Below are 20,343 nucleotides of genomic sequence, written 5' to 3' on the forward strand. Positions count from 1 at the left end.
GCCTCAGCCCACCTCCTGCGCCGAACGTCCGGGGATCGCCGCCAGCAGTTCCTTCGTGTACTCCGCCCGGGGCTCCTCCAGCACCTGCGAAGCCGGGCCCAGCTCCACCAGCGCCCCTTCGCGCATCACGCCGACCTGGTCCGCGAGCCGGCGGACCACCGCCAGGTCGTGGGAGATGAACAAGTACGACAACCCGAGCGACGACTGCAGCTCCGCCAGCAGCCGCAGGATCTGGGCCTGCACCGAAACGTCCAGCGCCGACACCGGTTCGTCGCACACCACCAGGTCCGGCCGCAATGCCAGCGCCCGCGCGATCGCCACCCGCTGCCGCTGGCCGCCCGACAGCTCGGACGGCTTCCGACGCGCCACCGACGACGGCAACGCCACCTGGTCCAGCAGCGACGGGACCCGGGTGCGCGGCAGCCCGAACGCCCGCAGCGGCTCCGCGACGACGTCTTCGATCGAGAACTTCGGGTTCAGCGACGCGTACGGGTTCTGGTAGACGATCTGCATCCGCCGCCGCAGCCGGCGCAACTCGGGACCCGCGAGCGACGTGATATCGCTCCCGTCGAACGAAACCGAACCCGCCGACGGCGTCTCCAGCCGGAGCACCATGCGGGCGGTCGTCGACTTGCCCGAGCCCGACTCGCCGACCAGTGCCAGGGTCTGGCCGCGCGGGATGTCGAACGACACCCCGTCGACCGCGCGGATCCCGCCGTCGAACGTCTTCGCGAGGTCGCGCACGGACACCAGGGGCTCGGCGGCCGGCGCGGGCGGACGCACGGTGCTCGTCATGCTCGGCGCCGCCGCGATCAGCTGCCGGGTATAGGGATGCGTCGGTGCGCTGACGACCGAAGACCCCTCTTCGACCACCGAGCCCTGCGAAAGCACCACGATCCGCGACGCGCGATCAGCCGCGACACCGAGGTCGTGCGTGATCAGCAGGATCGCGGTACCCGACTCGGCAGCCAACGACGTCAGGTGGTCGAGGATCCGCCGCTGCACGGTGACGTCCAGCGCCGACGTCGGCTCGTCCGCGATGATCAGCTTCGGCCGCCCGGCCAGCGCCGACGCGATCAGCACCCGCTGCCGCAGCCCGCCCGACAGCTGGTGCGGGTACTGCCGAGCCCGCAGCTCCGGCGAAGGGACACCCGCGCGCTCCAGCAAGGAGATCGCCTCCAGCGACGCCGACCGCCGGTCCGCGAGGCCGTGGATCTTCAGCACCTCCGCGACCTGGTCGCCGATCCGGTGCACCGGGTTCAGCGACACCGCCGGGTCCTGCGGCACCAGCGCGATCTCGCGCCCACGCACCCCGCGCCACTGCCGGGACGACAGCCCGAGCAGGTCCCGGCCGTCGAAGGTGATCGAACCGCCGTCGATCCGGCCGCCGCGCGGGAGCAGGCCGATCGCCGCGTGCGCGGTCGTCGACTTGCCCGAGCCGGACTCGCCGACGACGGCGACGACTTCGCCCGCGTCGACGTGCAGGCCGACGTCACGCACAGCCGGAATCTTTTTGTACGACACTGCCAGGTCCGAAATCCGCAGCAGGGTCATCGGTCTCCTCCGTCCAGCGCGCGGGACAGCCGGTTCGCGGCGAGGACCACCGCCGCGACCGTCAGGCCCGGGAACGTCGTCATCCACCACGCGGTGGCCAGGAAGCTGCGCCCGCCCGCGACGAGCGAGCCCCACTCCGGCGTCGGCGGCGTCGCGCCGAAGCCGAGGAAGCTCAGCGCCGACACCTCGAGCACGGCCGTCCCGAGCGTGAGCGTCGCCAGCGCGAGCACCGGGCCCGCCGCGTTCGGCAGGACGTGCCGCAGCAGCACGCCCGACCAGCGCACTCCGCTCGCTCGCGCCGCTTCGACGAACACGCCGTTTCGCACGCGAAGCACCTCCGCGCGCATGACCCGCGCGAAGGACGCGAGGTTCGCGATGCCGACGGCGATCGCGACGTTCGTCGTGCCGAAGCCCAGCGCCGTCACCAGGGCCAGCGACAGCAGGATCGGCGGGATGGCCAGGAAGACGTCGACGATCCGCATGATCACCGTGTCCGCCCAGCCGCCGCGGAACCCGGCCAGCAGCCCGAGCGCCGAGCCCGCGACCAGGGCCACGAGCACGGCGATCGCGGTGGCCCGCAGCGACAGCGACGCGCCGTGGATCACCCGCGCGTAGACGTCACGGCCGGTTTCGTCGGTGCCGAAGAGGTGGTGCAGCGACGGTCCTTGCAGCCGTTCGACCGGGACGCCGGTGATCGGGTCGTACGCGGTCAGCAGGCCGGGCACGAAGGCCGCGAGCAGCACGAACGCCAGTACGGCGATCGCGAGCACGAGACCCGGGCGGCGTACCACGCGAGCCGGGGTGGCGAGGTCAACCACGGGCCACCTCCGGCGTCCGGGCGATGCGCGGGTCGAGCAGCGGGTAGAGCAGGTCGACGATCAGGTTCAACACCACGAACACCAGCGCGGCCAGCACGATCACCGCCTGCACCACCGGGACGTCCTGCGCGGTGACGGCGGCCGCGGTGATCCGGCCGACGCCGTCGCGGGAGAACACCGTCTCGGTGATCACCGACCCCGCGACGAGGTTGCCCGCCACCACGCCGGCGACGGTCAGCGTCGGCACGGCCGCGTTGCGCAGCAGGTGTCCGAAGTGGACACGCCAGCGGCTCGCGCCCTTGGCCGCGGCGATCTCCGCGTAGGGCTCCTCCTGCTGCGTGGCCAGGCTCTTCGCCAGCACCTGGCCGATGATCGCGCCGGTCGGCAGCGCAAGGGTGATCGCGGGCAGGAGCACCGCGGAGAAGCCCTGCGTGCCGAGCGCGGGCAGCAACCGCAGCCGGAACGAGAAGAACTGGATCAGCAGCAGCCCGACCCAGAACGGCGGCAGCGAGATCGCCAGCGACGGCAGGGACAGCAGCGCCTGCCGCAGCCAGCGGAACCGCGTGAACGTGCCGAGGAACGCCGAGCCGCCGCCGAAGAGCACCGCGAACACCAGCGCCAGGCTCGTCACGGCGAGCGTCGGCGGCAACGCCGTGACGACCATGTGCGACGCGTCGTCGCCGGTCGCGACGCTGCGGCCGAAGTCGCCGTGCAGCGCCGAGACCAGGCGTTTCAGGTACTGGACCGGCAGTGGCGAGTCGAGACCGTACTCCGCGCGGGCGGCGGCGAGCTGCTCGGGCGTCGCCGACGAACCGGCCTCCCCGCTGGCGAGCTTCGCCGAAACGGCGTCGCCCGGCAGCAGGTAGAGGATCAGGAACGACAGCGTGAACGCCGCCCACAGCACGAACACCGCCTGCCCGACGCGGCGGAGCAGGTACCGCCTCACGAGAGCCACGCGTCGAAGAGCTGCAACCGTGACGACGCTTCGAAGTCGACGGCGTGCGCCTGCGAGCCGAGCGCGACGACCTGGGTCAGCTCGAAGACCGGGATCGCGTAGGCGTGGTCGATGATCAGCTTCTGCGCCTCGTCGGCCGACGGCTTGCGCTTGGCGTTGTCCACAGTGGACGACTGCGCGTCCAGTGCCACATCGAGGGGGTTGCCCGGGGCGAGCTTGCTTCGGTTGCCGGCCTTGGTGGAGAACTGGCCGCGCAGGATGTCCGGGTCGGCGCGCGTGACGTTGTACCAGAGGAAGTCGTAGTTGCCGCTGAGCTGGATCTGCGTGGTCTCGGCGGTCGTGTGCTGCTCGATCCGCAGGTCGAAGCCGATCTTGCGGAGCTGCTGCTGGACCAGCTCCAGCACGCTGCGGTTCTGGTTGAACACCGGCGAGAACACGACGGACGCGCTCAGCGGCTGCCCGTTCTTGACGCGGATCCCGTCCGGGCCGGGCACCCAGCCGTCGGCGTCGAGCAGCGCGGCGGCGCCCTTCTGGTCGTACGCGAGCTGCTGCGAGAGGTCCTCATACAGCGGTGTCGCCGAGCCGAGGATGCTGGTGGCGGGCCGGTAGGACGCCGTCAGCACGGTGTTCACGACCTCGGGGCGGTCGACGCCCTTGAGCACGGCCTGGCGCACCTTCTCGTCGGCGAGCACGCCGCGGGAGGTGTTGGCGTGCAGGTTGAACACGACACCCGGGTTGGGCCGGATGTTCTCGGTGAAGCCGTTGCCCTTGAACTGCGGCTCGTCGACCGGCTGGATGTCGGTCGCCGCGTCGAGCTGGCCGGACGCGAGGCTGCCGGTGCGGACGCCGGGCTCGGGCACGATCTTGTAGTCGATCTTGTCGAGGTAGGCCTCGCCCTGGTGCTTGAACAGCGACGAGCCCCAGTTGTAGCCCTTGCGCTTGGCCAGCACGATCTCCTGGTTCTGCTTCAGGCTCTCGAACACGAACGGCCCGGAGCCGATCAAGCCGTTGCCCTGGCAGCGCTGTTCCGGCGTCTTCCCGAACGCGGCGGGCGCGAGCACGCCGAGCGACATCGTCGAGCTGGCCTGCAGGAACTGCGCGCTGGGCGCGGAGAACTCGAGGCGGACGGTCCGCGGGTCGACCACGCTGGAGCCCTTGTACGCGGCCAGGTAGCCGTAACCCAGCTGGGCCTTGGTGCCGAGGGCCTTGATGCCGTCGAAGCTCGTCTTCACGGCGGCGGCGTCGACCGGGCTGCCGTCGGAGAACGTCGCGCCGGCGCGCAGGTGGAAGGTGAACGCCGTCGAATCGGCGTTGCCCTCCCACTTCTCGGCGAGCCACGGCTTGATCTCGCCGGTCTTCGGGTCCTGGTCGGTGAGCGAGTCGACGAGCTGGCGCGCGACGTTGATGGACGCGTTCGTGGCGACCTGCTGCGGGTCGAGGCAGTCGGGCGCGGACGAGATGCCCAGGCGCAGCGTGCCACCGGGTTTCGGCGGGCCGGCGTCGGCGGCTTGTTCGGTACCGGCGGCGGAGCAGGCGGTAAGCAGGATGGGCAGGGCGAGCAGGGCCGCGGCGTTGCGGGCGCGGAAGAGTGGGGACACCGGACGGCCTCCAGCGGGGAGCGGTTGCGTCTTCGAGAGCGACGCTAACCACGCGCTGAAGGCCGTCCCATCAGGCGAACCGCGGTCCCATTCCCTGACACCGCAACGAATGCCCCTTGACTAACCGGCCGCGATCAGCACCGGCCGAGCATGTCCGTCAAAGCCGACTTCTCCGCGGTGTTGATCGTGAGCTTGAACTTGTACTTCACCGCGGTCCACATCTTCGCGTAGGTGCACCAGTAGCTCGTGAGCGGCGGCTTCCACTGGTCGGGAGACTTGTCGCCCTTCTGCTGGTTCACGTTGTCCGTCACGGCGATCAGCTGCGGATCCGTGAGGTCGTTCGCGAACGCCTGGCGTTGCGCGGTCGTCCACGCGGACGCGCCGGTGCGCCACGCGTCGGCCAGCGGCACGACGTGGTCGATGTCCACATCGGACGTCGCCGTCCAGGTCGCGCCGTCGTACGGGCTGAACCAGCTGCCGGACGTCGCCGCGCAGTCGGAGCCGGTCTGCACGTTCGTGCCGTCGCGCTTCAGGACCACCTCGCGGGTGTTGCAGCTGCTGCCCTGGTCGATCCAGTGCGGGAACTTGTCCCGGCTGTAGCCGGTCTGGGAACCGTCGGCCTTGACGGTCAGGGACGCGAGCTCGGACTTCGCCGTCGTGGCCGACGGGATGCCCGGCGGAGTGGCCTCGGCGACGCTGACCAGCGTCCCGGAGAGCACGGCGGTGGCCGCGAGAACGGTCAAGGAATGACGAACAGCACGCCTGGTTGGCATTTTGCTGCCTCCGGTTCAGGTGTGGGGACAGCTAACCCTGATACACCGGAGTGGCGGGTGCAACACGTATAGGTGACATGTTGCTGCCCGTTGATGAACGATGCGTGGCTGTTTACTCACCCGGACGTGAAACTCGCAGGTCAGAGAGTACCGCGCACCAGGCGCAGATCCTCGGTGTGCCGGTACCAGGTCCACTTGTTCAGCGCGCGGTCGTGGACGACGTCGTCGCTGACGGGCCGCGTCGGGATGCAGCCGATCTGGAACGCGCGCGAGTAGAACGTCGTCGGGCGCTTGAAGATCGTCCCCTTCACGACGCGGACGGCCAAGCCCGGGCCGCCCGAGTCCGGCGTCACCTCGACCGACGACGCCGGCCCGCGCAGCGCCACCTGCTCGTCGGCGTAGGCCACGCCGCGCACGAGCCGCAGCACCCCGCGCCCGACGAGCACGCCGCCGACGTCGTCGCGGATCAGCGGCACCGGGTCGACCTCCCCGCGCAGGGCGAGCGCGAGGGCCTGCAACGGCGTCTTGGGCAGGTCCCAGAGCGCGGCGACGGCCGAGTCCGGCGACGACGGCACGAACCCGACCGACACGCCGGTGAGAGCGTCCTTACGGAGCAGGCGCACCACGACCGCGGCGAGGTCCGCGTCGGTGCCCGACACGACGAGGTGATCGTGTTCGCCCAGCAAGGGGTCGATTTCCGCCTTGCCGGGACGGCTGGGCACGCGGATCGATTCGACGTCATCGACTTCTTCGAAGCCGGCCGCGCCATCGCCACAGGCCACCACTAGTCCGCGCACCCGCAGGACCTCCGTTACAGTCATGCACCGGCATTTCCTCAGCGCCACCGGTGTCCGTCCGGGACACTAAACCTCACGTCGTCGACCACCTTGGAGTGTCACATGCCGGCCATCGTGCTCATCGGTGCCCAATGGGGGGACGAAGGCAAGGGCAAGGCCACCGACCTGATGGGTGACCGCGTCCAGTGGGTCGTCCGCTACCAGGGTGGCAACAACGCCGGTCACACGGTCGTCCTGCCGAACGGCGAGAACTTCGCCCTGCACCTCATCCCTTCGGGCATCCTCACGCCGGGAGTGACGAACGTCATCGGCAACGGCGTGGTGGTCGACCCGGGCGTGCTGCTCGAGGAGCTGTCCGGACTGGAAGCGCGGGACGTCGACACGTCCAAGCTGCTGATCTCGGCCGACGCGCACTTGATCATGCCGTACCACGTGGCCATCGACAAAGTCACCGAGCGCTACCTCGGCAGCCGCAAGATCGGCACCACCGGCCGCGGCATCGGGCCGTGCTACCAGGACAAGATCGCCCGCGTCGGCGTCCGCGTGCAGGACCTGCTCGACGAGAAGATCTTCCGCCAGAAGGTCGAAGCCGCGCTGGAGTTCAAGAACCAGGTGCTGGTGAAGGTCTACAACCGCAAGGCCCTCGACGCGAACGAGGTCGCCGACGAGGTGCTGGCCGCGGGCGAGAAGTTCGCGCACCGCATCGCCGACACGCGGCTGCAGCTGAACCAGGCGCTGGAGCGCGGCGAGATCGTGCTGCTGGAGGGGTCACAGGGCACGCTGCTCGACGTCGACCACGGCACCTACCCGTTCGTGACGTCGTCGAACCCGACGTCCGGCGGCGCGAGCGCGGGTTCGGGCATCGGCCCGGGCCGCATCACCACGGTGCTCGGCATCCTCAAGGCGTACACGACCCGCGTCGGCTCGGGCCCGTTCCCGACCGAGCTGCACGACGAGTCCGGCGAGTACCTGCGCAAGCAGGGCGGCGAGTTCGGCGTCACCACGGGGCGTTCGCGGCGCACGGGCTGGTTCGACGCGGTGATCGCGCGCTACGCGGTCCGCGTCAACGGCATCACCGACTACTTCCTCACCAAGCTGGACGTGCTGTCCGGGCTGGAGAAGGTGCCGGTGTGCGTGGGGTACGAGGTCGACGGTTTCCGCACGCAGGACATGCCGATGACGCAGACCGACGTGCACCACGCGATCCCCATCTACGAAGAGCACCCGGGCTGGTTCGAGGACATCTCGGCGTGCCGCACGTTCGAGGAGCTCCCGGCGAACGCGCGGGCGTACGTCGAGCGTCTGGAAGAGCTGTCGGGCGCCCGCATTTCGGCGATCGGCGTCGGCCCGGGCCGCGAGCAGACGATCGTCCGGCACACGTTTGTATAGGCGCTGTACGTCTAGGTCAGCTTCGTGCTGACCGGCGTCTCGTTGCGGAACAGGTCGAGCACCGGGCAGTGCTCGTCGACCTCGCGCTTGAGGTCTTCGTAGCGCTCCCGGCTCGCCGGGCCTTCGAGTTCGACGGACACGCGCACGTCCCCGAAACCGGGGCGGGTGTTGAAGGAGAAGCCGAAGAAGCCGTGCAGGTCGAGATCGCCGTCGACGGTGACCTTGACGGAGTCGAGCGGGATGCCGCGCTTCGCCGCCCAGAACTGGTAGGTGATGACCTGGCAGGACCCGAGGGCGGCGAGCGCGAACTCGACGGGGTTCGCGGCCTGGTCGGTCCCCCCGAGCGCGGGCGGCTCGTCGACGGTGAAGCTGTGGTCCCGGACCTTGACCAGGACCTCGGTTTTGGTCCCGGGCTTGAGGGTGTGGTCGACGCTGAAGGAGACGGCGGCGTTGTGCGGGTCGGCGTCGACCGCCTTGCGAGTGCCTTCGATGACGTCGGTCAGCGACATGGGGTTCTCCTCGGGTGATCGGTTTCGCCACAGGGTGGGCGATTCCGAAAGCGCTCGCTCGGGTTCTCAAGTCCTGGGAGCGGCGGTGTCCGGCATGCGGAAGCACTCGACCGGGGGACGCGAAGGCGGTAACGCCCGCGGTAACGGAGCGATAACGAGGGCAGACACCGCCGCCGGACAGCAGGAGAGCCTTTCTTGGAGACGCACAGGGTGGAGACGCACAGCCGGGGCCCGATCGACGTGACCCGGGTCGCCGGGTTCCGCACCGCCACCGCCGATCCCGACGATCTGCGGCGCGCCGTCGCCGCGTCGCCCGGCTATGCCCGGGCCCACGTCGATCAGCAAGCCGCCGTGCTCGAGCTCGTCCTGCAGACAGGAACTACTCAGCCGCGACGTCGTCTTCGCTCCCTGAAACGGCTTCTGGGCCGGCGACGCTGACGGGCTCCCCACGCCCGGGAGGTCGTCAGCTCAACCGGTTCGTGAGCGCCGCCGTCACCGACATCTCCTCGAGGTCCAGTTCGCGCAGCACTTTCTGGAGGATGTCGTCGTCGAGGCGGCCGGCGCGGTTCTCATCGATCATCGCCTTGCGCTGGGCGATCAGGAGTTCCTTGCGGGCCTTCGCGAACTGGGCCTGCGGGGTGCCGGAGCGGTCCTCGCCGGACAGCTTGATCGTGGCTTCGGCGAACCGGTAGCGCGTGTCGACGAGCCGTTTCAGCCGTTCCTTCAGCTGTTCGACCTTCTCGGGCGGCAGGTCCAGGGACGCGAGCCGGTCGTGGCTGATCTCGCGCAGCCGCTGGTGCGCCGCCTTCTTCGCGACTTCGCGCGCGGCCAGCTCTTCGGCCTCGTCGCGGGAAGCCTCCGCCGGGTCCTGGACTTTCAGCACGCGGATCAGCGGGGGCAGCGTGAGCCCCTGGATCAGCACCGTCCCGATCGCCACCGCGAACGCGAACAGCTGGATCTCCTCCCGTCCCGGCGTCGCGGCGGGGACACCGGCGGCCGCGGCCAGCGTGACGACGCCGCGCATGCCGGTCCACGAGAGCACCATGAGCGTCCGCCACGACGGGGCCGCGCGCCCGTAGCCGAACAGCCGCAACGTCCGCGGCAGGTACGCGAAGACGAACACCGCCGGGATCCGCACCAGCATCGTCACCAGCAGCACGACCACCGCGACCAGCACGAGCGTCCCGTTGTCGCGGGCCGCGTGCTGGGCGCCGTCGAGCACGAACGGCAGCTGCAGCCCCATCAGCGCGAACACCAGCGCCTCCAGCAGGACGTCGACGGACGCCCACACCGATCTGTCCTGCATCCGCGTCGCGGGTGACGCGTACAGCGAACGCGCGCCCAGGTACAGCCCCGCGGCGACGACAGCCAGGACGCCGGACCCGCTGAACTCCGGGCCGAACGGGTGCAGGTGCTCGGCGAGGACGTACGCGCCGAACGGCACGATGATCCCGAACGCCGACTCCAGCAGCGGGTCGTCGAGCAGCCGCCGGATGAGCACGACCGCGGCGCCGATCGCCAGGCCGACCCCGATGCCCAGCACCGTCGCCACCCCGAACACCGCGAACCCGTGCCCGGCCGAGCCCGCGGTGCCCGCGACCGCGGCGAGCGCGACCTTGTACAGCGTCAGCGCGGCGGCGTCGTTGACCAGGCTCTCCCCGGTCAGCACGGTCATCAGCCGCCGCGGCAGGCCGAGCTTGCGGCCGATCGCCACCGCCGTCACCGCGTCCGGGGGCGCCACGACCGCGCCGAGGACCAGCGCGGAGGCGAACGGCACGTCCGGCAGCAGCAGGTGCACGACGACCGCGACGACCACCGCGGTCACCGCCACCAGCACCACGCCGAGCGCGACGATCGGCCGGAGGCTGTTCTTGAAGTGCGTCAGGGAGCTTTCCAGCGACGTCGAGTAGAGCAACGGCGGCAGCACGACCGTGAGCACCAGCTCGGGTTCCAGCTCGAACCGCGGCACCCCGGGGATCAGCGCGACCCCGAGCGCGACGACCACGACCAGCAGCGGCGCGGACAGGTTGTAGCGGCGAGCGACCGCGGTCAGCGCGAGCGAACCGGCGAGCACGCCCATCAGCGTCAGGATCTCCACCCGCGTGATCTTCTCCCAGGTAGAGGCCCTGCGCTCGGCTTCCGCTCAATGGAAGTGCCCTGGAAAACCCCATATCCGGCATGCATACTCGTGCGCAATCCGCACACTTGTGCGGATCACGTGCACCGACGCACATCCGGAGGTTCTCCCATGTCCCCTGGCGCCCGCTCCTGGGTCGTGCCCCTGGCCTGGACCGCCGTCCTGCTCGACGGGTTCGACCTGGTCGTGCTCGGCTCCGTGCTGCCCGTGCTGCTGCGCGACCACGTCTGGGGCCTGACGCCCGCGACGGCGTCGGTCGTCTCGACCGTCGGCCTGGCCGGGATGATGCTGGGCGGGCTCGCGATCGGCACCATCACCGACGTCATCGGCCGCCGGAAGTCGCTGCTCATCTCCGTGACGCTGTTCTCGCTGTGCACGCTGCTGTGCGCGTTCGCGCCGTCGACGTTCGTCTTCGGCCTCCTGCGGTTCGTCGCCGGGCTCGGTCTCGGCGGCTGCCTGCCGACGGCCATCACGCTGGTCACGGAGTACGCGCGCCACGGCAAGTCCGGCAGCGCGACGACCACCGTGATGACCGGCTACCACGTCGGCGCGGTGCTGACGGCGCTGCTCGGCATCGTGCTGATCTCGCCGCTGGGCTGGCGCGCGATGTTCGTCGCCGGCGCGCTGCCCGCGGCCGTGCTGATCCCGCTGATGCTGAAGTTCCTGCCGGAGTCGGAGTCGTTCCAGCGGGTCCGCGAGACCGAGCGATCGGCCGGGCACGCGGTGGCCGGCCTGTTCCGCGGCGGCCTGCTGCGCGCGACGATCGCGTTCTGGGTGACGTCGTTCATGGGCCTGCTGCTGGTGTACGGCCTGAACACCTGGCTGCCCGAGATCATGCGCCAGGCCGGGTACCCGCTCGGCGCGGCGCTGAGCCTGCTGCTGACGCTGAACGTCGGCGGCATCGTGGGCCTGCTCGTCGCGGGCCGGGTCGCCGACCGCGTCGGCATCCGCCCGTCGGCCATCGTCTGGTTCTGCTTGGGCGCGGTGTTCCTCGCGCTGCTGAGCGTGAAGCTGCCGGCGGTCGGGCTGTACGCGGCGGTGTTCCTGACCGGCTGCTTCGTGTTCAGCGCGCAGGTGCTGGTGTACGCCTACATCGGCCGCGTCTACCCGGACGCGATCCGCGCGACCGGCCTCGGCTGGTCCGCCGGTATCGGCCGGATCGGCGCGATCTCCGGCCCGCTCCTCGGCGGCGCGCTGCTGACCGCCGGGATCGCGTACCCGTGGGGCTTCTACGCGTTCGCCGCCGTCGGTGCGCTGGGCGCGGCGGCCGTGACGGTGGTCCGCCCCGGCCGCCGCTCTCCGACGACGACGAGCGCGCCGGACGTCGAATCCGCTCGGGTCGCGGAATCCCGCACTCGCGATCCCCTAACGCCGTGAGGGCCTTCCTTCACGGTGTCGCAGCTCGCGCCACTGCGCCCTCGGCGGATGCAGGGCGTCGTCGCTCTTCATCGGGGAGACCAGCGCGAACGGCCACACCTTGAGCGACAACGGCCGCTTGTACACGTACGAGAGCCATACAAGGATGATCACCGTCAGGCAGATGATTCCCGTGGACCACGGGTCCATACAAAATCCAGATCCCGGGCAACCGGTCCGAGGTGTCCAGCCGCCCCGGATGGGGTTGCTGCAGTGCGGATTTCCGTTCGGCCGGAGGCGTATCCGGTGTCCGCCGTCCCTCAAGACGCTCAGACCTCGGATGGCAAGTGACAAGATGCCAGACGGAGCGCCGTGGGAGCACCAGCTCCCGACCCTCAACCATCGAGGGCCCCGCGGCCAAGACTGCATTCTCGGTACTCGCGGGAGCTGTCGACGTGTCCGTTCTGCTTAAGCGAGGCTGCCGGTCGGCAGTGCGATCAGGATACAGCAGGTTTAGCACCAGGTCCCCGGCCTCGCTGTTGCGTCCGAAAGCCGGTAGCCGCGTCCGTGCGGGACGGACGGGCTACCGGCTCCGGGCCGGGTTCAGCCCAGCTCCTTCAGCTCCTGCTCGACCGCAGCCAGTTCCGCCTCGGAGCCCTGGACCTTCGGCCCCTTGAACCACTTCCGGGCCGAGACGACCCACCACAGGGCCGCGCCGCCGAGCACGACCAGGAACGCGATCGGGGTGTAGTTGAAGGAGTCCACCGTCACCGGCGACGCCTGCGGGAGCATGAACAGGAAGAAGATCAGCACGACCCAGATCGTCGCGATGATGCCCACCGGCTTGCCCCAGCGGCCGAGGTGCCACGGCCCGCGCTCGAAGTCGTCACCTTGCCGCACCCGCAGGAACACCGGGATCACGTACGCGACGTACAGGCCGACGACGGCGATGGACGTGACGGCGCTGTAGGCCGTGTAGCTCCACAAGTACGGCAGCGCCAGGAGCAGCGCGCCGCCGGCGCCGAGCCAGACGGCGTTGGTCGGCGTCTGCGTCCGCTTGTTGATCTTGTGCCAGAACTTCGACCCCGGGATCGCGCCGTCGCGGGCGAACGCGTAGATCATCCGCGAGTTCGCGGTCACCGACGCCATGCCGCAGAACAGCTGCGCGCCGATGCAGATCAGGAGGAGGAACTTGCCGGTGACCGCGCCCGTCGCGTCGATGAAGATCTGGGCGGGCGGGACACCGGTGGCGGAACCGACTTCACCGGCGTAGTCCTGGATCGCGAACGTCAGTCCGATCAGCAGGATCCACCCCGCGACGAGCGAGACGACGATCGACATCACGATGCCGCGCGGTCCGGCCGTCGCCGCGCTCTTCGTCTCCTCGGTCATGTGCGCCGACGCGTCGTAGCCGGTCAGCGTGTACTGCGCGACCAGCAACCCGAGCGCGAAGACGTAGAACGCCGAACCCCAGCCCGTCTGGTTCACGAAGCTGCCGAAGACGAACGACGCGTCCTGGTGCTTGGCCGGCACGAAGACCAGCACGCCGACGATCACCAGCACGCCGATGAGGTGCCACCACACGCTGACGTTGTTGAGGATCGCCACGATCCGGACGCCGAAGGTGTTCAGCAGGCCGTGCACCACGAGGATGATCGCGAGCAGCAGGATCGTGTGCCCGGGTGTCGCGCTGAAGCCCCACTGCAGGTCGAGGAACGCGTTGAGGAACAGCGCCGCGCCGAAGTCGATGCCCGCGGTGACCGCGATCTGGCCGACCAGGTTGAACCAGCCGGTGAACCACGACCACGCGGGGCCGTTCTTCCGCGCCAGCCTCGCCGCCCAGTAGTACAGGCCGCCCGCGGTCGGGTAGCTGGAGCAGACCTCGGCCATGCCGAGCCCGACCAGGATGACGAACACCCCGACCAGCGGCCAGCCCCAGATCATCGCGGCCGGCCCGCCCGTCTTCATGCCGAACCCGTAGAGGGTCAGGCAGCCGGAGAGGATCGAGATGATGGTGAACGAGACGGCGAAGTTCGAGAACCCCGACATCGTCCGCTTGAGCTCCTGCGCGTACCCCAGTTGATGGAGGCGCGCACTGTCTTCGTCGGCGTGGTCGGGGGTGGTCTGCTGGTCGGAAACGTCCATCGGGCACCTCTTGAAAGGTATGCGGCCAGACCAATGAATTCGCCGAAGGTAGCCCCGGTCCCGAGGGGTGTCAAGCCTTCGTCAAGAACTCGTCCAGCCGTCGCAGCAGGGGCCCGCCACCTCGGTGGTTGTTCGAGATCAGCGTCGCGGTGACGCCCGATGACGGCTGGTGCGAACTCCAGAACGTGACGCCGTGGTCGCCGCCGTCCAGGTGCACCACACCCGGGCGCGGCAGCCAGAAGCCGAGGCCGTACCCGTCCGCGTGCGGGCGCAGCATCCGGTCGATCCACTCGCGCGGCAGGATCCGGCCGTCGAGCAGGGCCGGCCAGAACTTCCGGACGTCGGCCGCGGTCGTGTAGGCGCCGCCGTCGCCGAAGCCCACGACGGGCAGGCTGAAAACGTTGGTGCGGCCGTCTTCCAGGTAGCCGGTGGCCGTCCGGGCGGGCAGCGCGTCCGAGCGGAGGAACGCCGTCCCGGTCATCCCGGCGGGCTCGGTCACGCGGCTCCGGACGAGCTCGGCGAAAGGTATGCCCGCGATCCGTTCGGCGATCAGGCTCAGTACCGCGAACGCGCCGTTGTTGTAGCGGAACTCGGTGCCGGGCGGGGACTTCTGCGTGAAGCCGTCGAGCGCGGCCAGGTAGTCGGCGGACGTCGCGAGCAGGGGAGTCGGCGGCGGGTCCTCCTCTTCGTCGCAGTAGTCGCCGATGCCGGAGGTGTGCGTCAGCAGGTGTTCGACGGTCGCGCGGTCGTCGATCAGCGGCAGGTCGTCGCCGAGGACCTCGCGGGCGGTGGTCGCCAGCTCCAGCCGTCCCTCGGCGACCAGGCCGACGACGACCAGGGCGGTGAACCCCTTGGTGCCACTGGCGATCGCGAACCGGGTGTCGACGGTGTTCTCGACGCCGTAGGCGATGTGCGCGTACCCGTGGGCCTGGGCGACGAGCGTCTCTTCGCCGCGGGTCACCAGGATCACGCCGGAAAAGCCGTCGAAAGCCGTGAAGGGCACGCTCATGGACCCAGCGTCCAGGAGCGTGCCCTTCACGGCAAAGCGATTACCGGCCCAGGAACGCGTGCAGCGACTCGAGGGCGGTGTCCGGCTGGTCGGCGAAGAAGCCGTCGACCCCGGCCGCGAGGAACGCGGCCTCCTCGGTGAAGACGTCACCGTAAGCGTCCGGCTCGGCCGACGAGCGCAGGTTCGCCGGCAGGAACGGGTTCTCGTTCCGGAACGTGTACGGCTGCACCTTCAGTCCCGCCTTGTGCGCGTCCGCGACGATCGCCGACGGCTTCGTCAGGGCGCCGGACGCGTCCAGCGGGATGATCTGGCCCTTGTCCGGCCCGAGGTACTTCGCGTACTTCGCGACGTCCTGCAGCCCCTTCGCCGAGACGATGTCCGCGTACGTCCGCTTGTCGCCCTTCGCGACGAAGTCCGCCGGAGCGCCCGAAGCCGACGTCAGCTGCAGCAACGGCGTCCGGACCTGCTTGTGCAGGTCGATCAGGTTCGACACCTCGAACGACTGGATGATCGCCGGCGCGTCCGGCCGGTCGAGGCCGTTGCGCTTGAGCGCCGCGACCAGCTTCGGCTCGGTCGGGTTGCCGATCGACTGGAAGAACGTCGAGTGCTTGACCTCGGGGTAGGTCCCGAGCGTCCGGTGCAGCTCCTTGCCGAGCCGCCTGGTCAGGTCGAGCACCTCTTGGAAGGTGGCGATCTGGTAGCGCCCGTTGTAGAGCGTGTTGTGCGGCCGGTTCGCCGGGATCCGCTCGACCGCGCGCAGCGTCTTCAGCTCGGCGAGCGTGAAGTCCTGGGTGAACCAGCCGGTCGTCGCGACGCCGTCGACCACCAGGGTCTTCTTGCGGTTCGCGAACTCCGGGTGCTTCGAGACGTCCGTGGTCCCGCTGATCTCCGGCTCGTGCCGGGCGACGAGCTGGCCGTCCTTGGTGGGGACGAGGTCGACGTCGACCCAGCTCACGCCCATGCGGTAGGCGAGCTCGTACGAGGCGAGGGTGTGCTCCGGCCGGTACCCGGGCGCGCCGCGGTGTCCGATGATCACGGGGTCATCGTGGCCCCGTCCGTGCGCGGCCGCATCGGCGGACCCGGTCTCGGCCGCGTTCGCCGAGCCGATCGCGAATCCGGTGACGCTCAGCAACGCCAGTCCGGCGAGTGTCAGGACGCCGACACGTTTGCGCTTCATCTGGTGACCTCTTTTCACACAGGGTTGACCCTGACTACCCCGCCACCCTCATGGCCGCAAGCGTCTCCCGGTGGTACCGGGGCGGTCAGCGCGGTAAACGACACGTGGACACCCGTCCCGGGGACGGCGAAATGTCCGGCGCGAATCCGGCCGGATACGCTGTGCGGCGTGCGCGTACTGGTAATCGGCTCCGGCGCCCGTGAGCATGCACTCGTCCTCGCGGCGTCCGGCGACCCCACGGTCACCGCCCTGGCCTGCGCGCCCGGCAATGCCGGGACGGCCGCCATGGCCGAGCAGCTCGGCGTCGAGGCGGCCGACCCGGAAGCGGTCGCGACGCTCGCGAAGAACTGGCAGGCCGACCTCGTCGTGGTCGGGCCCGAGGTCCCGCTCGTCGCCGGCGTCGCCGACGCCGTCCGCAAGGCGGGCATCGCCTGCTTCGGCCCCTCGGCCGCGGCGGCCCGCATCGAAGGCTCGAAGGCGTTCGCGAAGGACGTCATGGCGGCGGCCGATGTGCCGACCGCGCGCAGCGAGGTGGTCGACAACCCGGCCCGCCTCGACGCCGCGCTCGGCCGCTTCGGCCCGACCTGGGTGGTCAAGGACGACGGCCTCGCCGCCGGCAAGGGCGTCGTCGTCACGACCGACTACGACGTCGCCCGCAAGCACGCGATCATGCTGCTCGACGGCGGCCACCCGGTCCTCCTGGAGTCCTTTTTGGACGGTCCGGAGGTGTCGCTGTTCTGCTTCGTCGACGGCCACACCGTCGTCCCGCTGCTGCCCGCGCAGGACTTCAAGCGCGTCGGTGACGACGACGCCGGCCCGAACACCGGCGGCATGGGTGCCTACGCGCCGCTGCCCTGGGCGCCCGAGAACCTGGTCGACGAGCTGGTCGAGAAGGTCGTCCAGCCGGTCGCCGACGAGCTGGTCGCGCGCGACGCGTCGTTCTCCGGCCTGCTCTACGCCGGGCTCGCGATGACCTCCGACGGCCCGCAGGTCATCGAGTTCAACTGCCGCTTCGGCGACCCCGAGACGCAGGTCGTGCTGGCCCTGCTGCGCACCCCGATCGCCGGGTTGATGCACGCCACCGCCACCGGCAAGCTCGCCGAGCACCCGCCGCTGGAGTGGGCGGGCGGCGCCGCGGTCACCGTCGTGATCGCCGCCGACGGCTACCCGGGCAAGCCGCGCACCGGCGACGTCATCGGCGGTGCCGAGCTGGAGGGCGTGCTGCACGCGGGCACCCGCCGTCGCGACGACGGCGCCGTGGTCTCCTCCGGCGGCCGCGTGCTGTCGGTCGTCGGCACCGGCAAGACGCTCAAGTCGGCTCGCAAGCACGCGTACGAGACCGTCGACAAGGTCCACCTCGCGGGCTCGCACCACCGAACGGACATCGCGCTGAAAGCGGCGAACGGCGAGATCACCGCGCCGACGGCAAAACAGCGCGCCTGATCCGGGAACCGGCGGCCGACGATGTTCGTCCCATCTCAGCCTGCTGTCACACCCGGGTTGGTAGCCTCGGCGGGAGTCGGCCGGTCACTGTCCGTATGACGTCAGGGGAGCGCATGTCAGGACCCTCGTACGACCTCAGCTCGGCCGTCCCCGTGGCGCCGGCGGCCGCGGACGTCCTGGTCCACCCGGACAAGCTCCTGGACGTCGCCCGGATCGTCGAAGAGCAGGCGAACTCCCTCGAAGACCAGCTGCTGACCAAGCTCGGGCAGCTGCGGATCGACGCGCCGTCCGCCGACGTGATCAGCACCCAGTCGATCGACGCCTGGAACACCCTGATCGCCGACGGCGACCGCTCCTACGCGGGGCAGGTCCGCGAGTACGTCGCCGGCCTGAAGCGCCTGGTCTCGCAGCTGCGCGACGCCGCCAAGGACTACAAGGTCAGCGAAGACGAGAAGGCGGCGGTGTTCGGTGACCGCGGCAAGCACGGTGCGTAGCCGGAAGCTGCGCATCACCGGAGGCGTGCTCGCGACGGCGGCGCTCGCCGGCTGCTCGGCGGGCACCGACGGCACGCCCTACCCGATCGAGACGGCCGCGACCGCGGCGTCGCAGAGCGCCAAGGCGGCCCAGCTGCCGCAACGCCCGGCCGAGCTGCCCCTGCAAGGCGTCAACCTGTGCGAGGTCTTCCCGCAGGTGCAGCTCGACGCCATGAAGATCACCAGCACGCCCCGCGAAGCGCCGCCGGAAGACGGGCCGACGTGCGTGTTCGACGCGGACGGCGCCGAGCCCGTGCACGCCTACCACGTGCGCGCCGTGTCGGCGGACCTCGACGAGTGGATCACCGGGGCCCGCAAGAAGAACAGCATGACCACCGAGCCGAAGACCATCGGCGGTTACCCGGCGCTGACGAACTACCGCGCGGCCGGCGACCCCGCCGACTGCGAAGCGCTCGTCGGTGTCGCGAGGGGCCAGACGCTGGCCGTCCAGACCTTCGCCATCACCCGCGGCAAGTTCACGCAGCCGCAGCTGTGCGACCTGTCGGTGCGAGCCGCCGACATCGCGCTGCAGACCTTGAAAGCACGCAACTGAGGGAGGGCGCGTGGAATTCTCCGAGCTCGCGGCCGGGATCCAGAACCACCGGTTCGACGGCTGGACCAACACCGCGATCGCCGACCAGATCACGCGGATGGTCAACGGTGACGGCACCGGCAGCATCGGCACGGCCGTCGACGCGCTGAAAGCCGTCGCGACCGCTCTCGCCCACACCGACCAGACGCTGCGCGCGCAGCTGCTCAAGCTCGGCGTCGAATGGCAGAGCCAGGCCGGCGGCGCCGCCAGCCAGGTGCTCACCGAGCAGGCCGGGTTCTCCCAGGACGCGACGACGAAGGTCGCGCACGCCGCGGAGATGGTGTTCGAGCAGGGCGAGTCGTTCAACCGGACCAAGTACAAGCTCCCGGACGCCGAGACCGTCCGGAAGGGCGCGGGCGGCTACACGCTCACCGACGGCCTGCTGCTCAGCCTGATCGGCTTCGAGACCGACCACGCCCGGCAGGTCGAGGCCGCGAACGACGCCAAGGAACAGGCCAAGCAGGCGCTGAACGAGTACGCGCAGGAGAGCGGCACCAACCTGCTCTCGACGCAGTCGCTGTCCGACCCCGAGTCGCTCAAGCTGGCCGCCCCGGGCATCACGCCGGGCGTGCTGGACGTCGCGGGCGCCGCCGTCGCGGTGACGCCGGACGGCGGCGTGAAGCCGGCCTCGGACAAGGTCCGGTCGGTGCACGTCGACCCGCCGGTGGTGCAGCCGGTTTCGCACACCGTGCACGCCGACCCGCCGACCCCGGTCTACGGCGTCGCGGCGCAGCAACCGTCCCGGCCGCCCGCGCAGCCGCCGCGCCAGACCGGCAGCAGCGGGGGCACGGCTCCCGCGCAGCACACGACCCCGTCGTCGACGACCACGCCGGCCGGCGTCAGGCCGCCGACCTCGGCGCCCGGCCCCGGCTGGGTCAACGCGCCGGGCCGCGGCACGTCCTCCGGCGACTCCTCCCACTTCGCGCCCGGCCCGGCCGGCGGCGGAAGCGGCGAGCAGTTCGTGCCGCCGGGTGCGCCCGGCTCGCTGCCACCCGGCTCGTCACCGGCGACGGCACCGATCAAGTCGCTCGGCGGCGGCGGCGCGTCCGGCGCCGGCTCGACCGGCGTCGAGGGTGCGCTCGGCGGGACCAACCGCGGCCCCGACGGCCTGCTGGCCAAGGGCCGCACGGTCGGCGCGATGCCGCAGCCCCCGCTCCCACCCGGCCAGTTCACGGCCGAACGCGGCTTCACGGCGAAGCCCGGCGCGACGCCGGGCGAGATCGGCGCGGGCGCGGCGGCGGTCGGCGCGGGCGCGGCCGGTGGCGCGCTGAGCGGCGACAAGGAGCGCCTGCGGCGGGAGAAGGGCCAGGCGAAGGGCCCGGTGCGGCCGCTGCCGGTCGGCGAGCTGCCCGAGGAGGAGGCCGTCGCGCTGCGGAAGTCGGAGCAGATCAGCCCGAAGCAGCAGGCCGGCGAGTCGAAGTTCCTGTCCGAGGCGGCCCCGCAGGAGGACGACGCCGAGCACGTCCGCCGCTTCGGCGTTGACGACCAGGACCTGTTCGCCGACCAGCGGATGGTTTCCCCCGACGTGATCGGCGACCACGGCGGGGACGGGCGCTGA

Annotated in this window: 18 protein-coding genes; 7 read left to right on the forward strand and 11 right to left on the reverse strand. The window is 70.6% G+C overall.

The features are described from left to right. Positions 1-3: 3 nt before the first annotated feature. From ABZ342_RS05055 to ABZ342_RS05080, 6 genes are all read right to left on the reverse strand, one after another. Positions 4-1,554, reverse strand: coding sequence for an ABC transporter ATP-binding protein (locus ABZ342_RS05055; protein ID WP_360468845.1), 1,551 nt, complete (start codon positions 1,552-1,554; stop codon positions 4-6). Continuing rightward, positions 1,551-2,372, reverse strand: a complete 822-nt coding sequence (locus ABZ342_RS05060; protein ID WP_360468847.1) for an ABC transporter permease — start codon at positions 2,370-2,372, stop codon at positions 1,551-1,553. Before ABZ342_RS05060 ends, ABZ342_RS05055 begins: the two co-directional genes overlap by 4 nt. After that, positions 2,365-3,318, reverse strand: coding sequence for an ABC transporter permease (locus ABZ342_RS05065; protein WP_360469224.1), 954 nt, complete (start codon positions 3,316-3,318; stop codon positions 2,365-2,367). The genes ABZ342_RS05060 and ABZ342_RS05065 overlap by 8 nt, the downstream gene beginning before the upstream one ends. Then, entirely contained in the window at positions 3,315-4,925 is a 1,611-nt protein-coding gene (locus ABZ342_RS05070; RefSeq protein ID WP_360468849.1) for an ABC transporter substrate-binding protein, read from the reverse strand. Before ABZ342_RS05070 ends, ABZ342_RS05065 begins: the two co-directional genes overlap by 4 nt. Before the next feature lie 134 nt (positions 4,926-5,059). Beyond that, positions 5,060-5,698, reverse strand: coding sequence for an HNH endonuclease family protein (locus ABZ342_RS05075; protein ID WP_155548059.1), 639 nt, complete (start codon positions 5,696-5,698; stop codon positions 5,060-5,062). A gap of 140 nt (positions 5,699-5,838) precedes the next feature. Next, positions 5,839-6,483 (reverse strand): hypothetical protein, encoded by a 645-nt coding sequence (locus ABZ342_RS05080; RefSeq protein ID WP_155549367.1) that lies wholly within the window; start codon positions 6,481-6,483, stop codon positions 5,839-5,841. 114 nt (positions 6,484-6,597) lie between these two features. On the opposite strand from ABZ342_RS05080, the gene ABZ342_RS05085 reads away from it, so the two are divergent. Further along, complete coding sequence (locus ABZ342_RS05085; RefSeq protein ID WP_360468851.1) at positions 6,598-7,884, forward strand: adenylosuccinate synthase; 1,287 nt, start codon at positions 6,598-6,600, stop codon at positions 7,882-7,884. A gap of 11 nt (positions 7,885-7,895) precedes the next feature. On the opposite strand, the gene ABZ342_RS05090 is transcribed toward ABZ342_RS05085, so the two are convergent. After that, complete coding sequence (locus ABZ342_RS05090) at positions 7,896-8,393, reverse strand: OsmC family protein (protein ID WP_155548057.1); 498 nt, start codon at positions 8,391-8,393, stop codon at positions 7,896-7,898. Between the two features lie 210 nt (positions 8,394-8,603). Here ABZ342_RS05090 and ABZ342_RS05095 point away from each other — a divergent pair, with 210 nt between their 5' ends. Further along, the gene (locus ABZ342_RS05095) at positions 8,604-8,831 is read left to right on the forward strand and encodes a hypothetical protein (RefSeq protein WP_360468853.1); all 228 of its coding nucleotides are present in this window, start codon (positions 8,604-8,606) and stop codon (positions 8,829-8,831) included. 25 nt (positions 8,832-8,856) lie between these two features. Here ABZ342_RS05095 and ABZ342_RS05100 read toward each other — a convergent pair whose 3' ends face one another. Next, positions 8,857-10,491, reverse strand: coding sequence for a cation:proton antiporter (locus ABZ342_RS05100; RefSeq protein WP_360468855.1), 1,635 nt, complete (start codon positions 10,489-10,491; stop codon positions 8,857-8,859). 150 nt (positions 10,492-10,641) lie between these two features. Between ABZ342_RS05100 and ABZ342_RS05105 the strand changes: the two genes are divergently transcribed. Next, positions 10,642-11,907: an aromatic acid/H+ symport family MFS transporter gene (locus ABZ342_RS05105; protein ID WP_360468857.1), complete on the forward strand. Its 1,266-nt coding sequence runs from the start codon at positions 10,642-10,644 to the stop codon at positions 11,905-11,907. A gap of 582 nt (positions 11,908-12,489) precedes the next feature. Here ABZ342_RS05105 and ABZ342_RS05110 read toward each other — a convergent pair. From ABZ342_RS05110 to ABZ342_RS05120, 3 genes are all read right to left on the reverse strand, one after another. Beyond that, entirely contained in the window at positions 12,490-14,031 is a 1,542-nt protein-coding gene (locus ABZ342_RS05110) for an amino acid permease (protein WP_155548054.1), read from the reverse strand. Between the two features lie 70 nt (positions 14,032-14,101). Continuing rightward, positions 14,102-15,040: a serine hydrolase domain-containing protein gene (locus tag ABZ342_RS05115; RefSeq protein ID WP_360468860.1), complete on the reverse strand. Its 939-nt coding sequence runs from the start codon at positions 15,038-15,040 to the stop codon at positions 14,102-14,104. Positions 15,041-15,080: 40 nt separating this feature from the next. Further along, positions 15,081-16,217, reverse strand: a complete 1,137-nt coding sequence (locus tag ABZ342_RS05120) for a glycerophosphodiester phosphodiesterase (protein ID WP_360468862.1) — start codon at positions 16,215-16,217, stop codon at positions 15,081-15,083. 168 nt (positions 16,218-16,385) lie between these two features. On the opposite strand from ABZ342_RS05120, the gene purD reads away from it, so the two are divergent. From purD to ABZ342_RS05140, 4 genes are all read left to right on the forward strand, one after another. Next, the gene (purD, locus tag ABZ342_RS05125) at positions 16,386-17,660 is read left to right on the forward strand and encodes a phosphoribosylamine--glycine ligase (RefSeq protein ID WP_360468864.1); all 1,275 of its coding nucleotides are present in this window, start codon (positions 16,386-16,388) and stop codon (positions 17,658-17,660) included. Between the two features lie 113 nt (positions 17,661-17,773). Further along, a complete protein-coding gene (locus ABZ342_RS05130) occupies positions 17,774-18,154 on the forward strand; it encodes a hypothetical protein (protein ID WP_360468866.1) in 381 nt (126 codons plus the stop codon). Between the two features lie 25 nt (positions 18,155-18,179). Continuing rightward, entirely contained in the window at positions 18,180-18,746 is a 567-nt protein-coding gene (locus ABZ342_RS05135; RefSeq protein ID WP_360469227.1) for a DUF3558 domain-containing protein, read from the forward strand. Positions 18,747-18,756: 10 nt separating this feature from the next. Continuing rightward, entirely contained in the window at positions 18,757-20,343 is a 1,587-nt protein-coding gene (locus ABZ342_RS05140) for a hypothetical protein (protein ID WP_360468868.1), read from the forward strand.

It is taken from the genome of Amycolatopsis sp. NPDC005961, assembly GCF_040629235.1.
GTDB lineage: Bacteria > Actinomycetota > Actinomycetes > Mycobacteriales > Pseudonocardiaceae > Amycolatopsis > Amycolatopsis camponoti.

What these genes read in the sequence shown, in the direction of transcription:
- ABZ342_RS05055 (WP_360468845.1), bottom strand. Translation starts at nt 1,554, where the DNA reads ATGACCCTGCTGCGGATTTCGGACCTGGCAGTGTCGTACAAAAAGATT.
- ABZ342_RS05115 (WP_360468860.1), bottom strand. Translation starts at nt 15,040, where the DNA reads ATGAGCGTGCCCTTCACGGCTTTCGACGGCTTTTCCGGCGTGATCCTG.
- ABZ342_RS05130 (WP_360468866.1), top strand. Translation starts at nt 17,774, where the DNA reads ATGTCAGGACCCTCGTACGACCTCAGCTCGGCCGTCCCCGTGGCGCCG.
- ABZ342_RS05075 (WP_155548059.1), bottom strand. Translation starts at nt 5,698, where the DNA reads ATGCCAACCAGGCGTGCTGTTCGTCATTCCTTGACCGTTCTCGCGGCC.
- ABZ342_RS05085 (WP_360468851.1), top strand. Translation starts at nt 6,598, where the DNA reads ATGCCGGCCATCGTGCTCATCGGTGCCCAATGGGGGGACGAAGGCAAG.
- ABZ342_RS05120 (WP_360468862.1), bottom strand. Translation starts at nt 16,217, where the DNA reads ATGAAGCGCAAACGTGTCGGCGTCCTGACACTCGCCGGACTGGCGTTG.
- ABZ342_RS05110 (WP_155548054.1), bottom strand. Translation starts at nt 14,031, where the DNA reads ATGGACGTTTCCGACCAGCAGACCACCCCCGACCACGCCGACGAAGAC.
- ABZ342_RS05105 (WP_360468857.1), top strand. Translation starts at nt 10,642, where the DNA reads ATGTCCCCTGGCGCCCGCTCCTGGGTCGTGCCCCTGGCCTGGACCGCC.
- ABZ342_RS05090 (WP_155548057.1), bottom strand. Translation starts at nt 8,393, where the DNA reads ATGTCGCTGACCGACGTCATCGAAGGCACTCGCAAGGCGGTCGACGCC.